The organism is bacterium (assembly GCA_021158245.1).
Lineage (GTDB): Bacteria > Zhuqueibacterota > QNDG01 > QNDG01 > QNDG01 > QNDG01.
On the sequence record JAGGVB010000032.1, the window covers coordinates 1 to 3,632 of the forward strand.

Genomic DNA, 3,632 nt, shown 5'->3' on the forward strand with positions numbered 1-3,632 from the left:
AATATTCCATAGTTATATTAAAATGCTTTCCGTACGTGGAATGCAGCCTGCATTCCACCCGAATTCCGAATGTGAAATTCTGGATCTAAACACCCGAATTTTCTCAGTCAAACGCTCATGCGAATCTCAGATAATTTATACTTTCACTAACGTATCTGAACATTCCGTATCTTTTACCATTCCGGGAGAATCAGGACACAGCATACTGCACAGTTTGTTTGACAACACTGAATACAGCGGCAATTCCATTATCCTGAAACCTTTTGAAATCTGCTGGATTGAAAAAATGCTTAATTAACAAAGGAGCACTGATGATAGATACAGGAAATATACTTGGAAATTACATAGAGGGGATAAAATCCATAAAGGAGATAATCCTTACCAATATTGTATTAATGGGGCAGACGCCATGTTCTACTGCTGACAAAAAACGTCAAACCCAGGCAAACCGCAGAGTTAGTGTTTTTTTGGAACGGCTCTGTGATGTAAGTGCTGATGAATGCACAACAGACTCTACAGGCAATCCCTACGCAATAATTAAAGGCAAATCTTCTTCAAAAATCCCCATTATGTTAGTAGCACACATGGACACTACCCACGGGAATGAATTTGAATCGGATTATATTATAAGCAACAATCAAATTACCGGCCCGGGCCTGCTTGACAACTCTCTCGGTGTTGGAGTTCTGATGTCTCTGCCGAGTGTTCTTCATACACTCAACCATACATTTGACTCTGATATTATTCTTGTGGGTTTAAAAGAATCTCTCGGGGAAAGCAACCTGAAAAGTATACACGATGTGCTTTCAAACTGGAAAAATCCGATAAAAGCAGGCATCTGCGTTGAAGGAGGAGAGCTCGGCAGATTATCCTATTTCTCAAAAAGCATGATCCGTGCGGAAATACAGTGCACTATGCCGCGAGTTATCGGGCTGAAAGACAAGGGCGGATTTAATGCAATTATCGTTATTAACGAAGCAATAAACGAAATGCTGAAAATCCGGCTTCCCCAACGGCCGAAAACGAATATCATTTTTGGTAAACTCAACAGCGGATACAAACACGGAGAAGCACCTCTTACAGCCACTCTCGGTTTTGAAATTCACAGCGACAGATATTCAATGGCTGAAGAGGTGTTTTTAAAGATTGAAGAAATATGCGGAAATGTATCACACAGGAATAATGCAAAAATCCGCCTTAAAAAAACAAGCAACATCAGAGCCTCGCATTTAAGTTATCATCACCCCATTGTAGTCTCATCTGTACAGGTAATGGATGCTCTTGATATAAAACCATCATTTGAATCAAGCGAATCCGAACTTTCTGTTTTTCTTTCCAATAAAATTCCTGCAATAACTATTGGAATCGCAAAAGGTACAAATTATCATGAAGATAACGAGCAGGTAAATATAGGATCAATTTTTCGCGGGATAGCACAATTAATAGGAATAATCTCAGCAATTGATCAAGGAGACTGGAATGAACAAAATATGGCTTGAAACTAACACATTCCATTACTCTGAATTTTCTGATCTAAAAAAATTGGTTGAATTAAAAAAGAAAAGAAAAGTCAAGATCTCTTTATGCTTTCCAACTTTGAATGAAGAAAGGACAATTGCAAAAGAGATTATAATTATGCGCTCGGAATTAATAATAAAACATCCGCTTCTTGATGAAATTATTGTTATTGATTCCGGTTCGACTGATAATACGGTTCAGATTGCACGGGAATACGGAGCAGATGTTTATATCTCCAATGAAATCCTTCCGCATTTAAAAGACCAATTCAGAGGCAAGGGTGAAAATTTATGGAAGGCTCTTTACGTTGCAAAGGGCGATATAATAGTATATATTGACGCTGATATAAAAAATATCCACCACAGATTTGTGTACGGCCTTTTAGGCCCTCTCCTGACAAGAAATGATATAAGATATTCAAAAGCTTTTTACGACAGGCCCATTACTCTTGACAGCGGGGGCATAAGGCCTTCCGGCGGAGGCAGAGTAACAGAGCTTGTAATCAGGCCTTTGTTCTCCCTGCTTTACCCGGAGCTGACACAGATAATTCAGCCTCTTTCCGGTGAGTATGCAGCTTACAGAGACATACTTGATCAGCTTACTTTCCCAATTGGGTACGGTGTGGAAACCAGCATGCTTATGGATATTTACGAAAAATGGGGGCTTAAAACAATTGCCCAGGTTGATCTTGACAGGCGTGTACACAGAAACCAGGATACTCTTGCTCTCGGCAGAATGTCCTTCGGAATCCTGCAGACATTTTTCTCAAGGATGCAGAAACAAAACTTTATTAAAATCAATAAAAAAATCTACGACCAAATGCTGCAGTATCATGCAAAGGACCAGAAATACAATCCGAAAATCCATAAAATTAAAGAAAAAGAACGTCCGCCTATGATTTCGATTGCTGAATATCAAAAAAAATTTCCCAAACGTAAACTAAAGACAATTTAGATTCCGCCTATGAAAATAGCTTACCTGCACTACCATCTAAAACCCGGAGGTGTCACTTCAGTAATTCGCCAGCAGATTGACGCCCTGAAAAATATACACGAAATACTGGTAATCTCTTCAGGTACACCTCAGGTTGACTGCAGCTGCGATGTAAAATTAATACCTGGCCTTTCATACGATACTCCGGGGAAAAACCATGTATCTCCGTCGGACCTCGCAGATCAAATCCTGTACACTATTACAAAAACGTGGCCGGGAGGGTGCGATTTAATACACGTACACAATCCTACTCTTGCAAAAAACAGCTCTCTTATCGAAGCACTCTCCATTTTAAGAGACAGAGGAATAAAACTGTTCCTTCAGATTCATGACCTTGCAGAAGATGGAAGGCCTAACGCATATTACACAAAACCTTACGTGGCTGATGTCCACTACGGGGTCATAAATTCAAGAGACTACTCTATTCTTGTAAAAGCAGGCCTCAATAAAAAAGGGCTGCATCTGATCCCTAATCAGGTTATCCCCTTTCCATCCGGAGAAATATCAGGACACGGTTTTATTCTCTATCCTGTACGTGCAATCCGTAGAAAAAATACAGGCGAAGCAATACTTTTATCTCTCTATTCCGGTGAAAAGCATCCTGTTGGCATTACTCTGCCCCCAAACAGCCCATGGGAAAAAATTCTCCACCAGGGGTGGCGATTATTCACCAGAGAAAACAAACTTCCTGTTCATCTTGACATAGGACTCCTTAAAAATTATGCAGATCTCGTTTACTCTGCCTATTTTATAATCACAACAAGCATTAATGAGGGCTTTGGATTTGCATTTTTAGAACCATGGACCGCAAATAAATACGTTTTCGGCAGAAGGATAGACCATGTTTGTAAAGATTTCGAACACAACGGCATGATTTTTGAAGATTTATATAATAGACTGTCCGTTCCGACGGACTACTTTGATTTAAGGGATTTTTATCTTCGCAGAAAAAAATCCATATTAAAGTACAATAAAGATCTCGGTTTTCCGATCAGGAAGGAAGTATTGGAAAAATCAGCAATACCTGTTACAGAAAACAGCTCAATTGATTTCGGTGCTTTGGACGAAAAAGCACAGCAGCAGGTCATTCTGTCTTTGATAAAAAGCGGAAAGAAAAAAGC

General features: G+C 39.6%; 4 protein-coding genes. All 4 read left to right on the top strand.

Translation table 11 applies throughout. From position 1 onward, the window contains the following. A partial coding sequence (locus J7K93_01760; GenBank protein ID MCD6115715.1) for a hypothetical protein occupies positions 1 to 298 on the top strand: 298 nt, incomplete at its 5' end. A gap of 13 nt (positions 299 to 311) precedes the next feature. Further along, entirely contained in the window at positions 312 to 1,499 is a 1,188-nt protein-coding gene (locus J7K93_01765) for a M28 family peptidase (protein ID MCD6115716.1), read from the top strand. Beyond that, positions 1,480 to 2,472, top strand: a complete 993-nt coding sequence (locus J7K93_01770) for a glucosyl-3-phosphoglycerate synthase (GenBank protein ID MCD6115717.1) — start codon at positions 1,480 to 1,482, stop codon at positions 2,470 to 2,472. Before J7K93_01765 ends, J7K93_01770 begins: the two co-directional genes overlap by 20 nt. A gap of 9 nt (positions 2,473 to 2,481) precedes the next feature. Further along, positions 2,482 to 3,632, top strand: a 1,151-nt coding sequence (locus J7K93_01775) for a glycosyltransferase family 1 protein (GenBank protein ID MCD6115718.1), incomplete at its 3' end; no start/stop codon positions are given.

Excerpts from the sequence above, each read along its gene's own strand:
- J7K93_01770 (MCD6115717.1), top strand. The coding sequence starts at position 1,480 with ATGAACAAAATATGGCTTGAAACTAACACATTCCATTACTCTGAATTT.
- J7K93_01765 (MCD6115716.1), top strand. The coding sequence starts at position 312 with ATGATAGATACAGGAAATATACTTGGAAATTACATAGAGGGGATAAAA.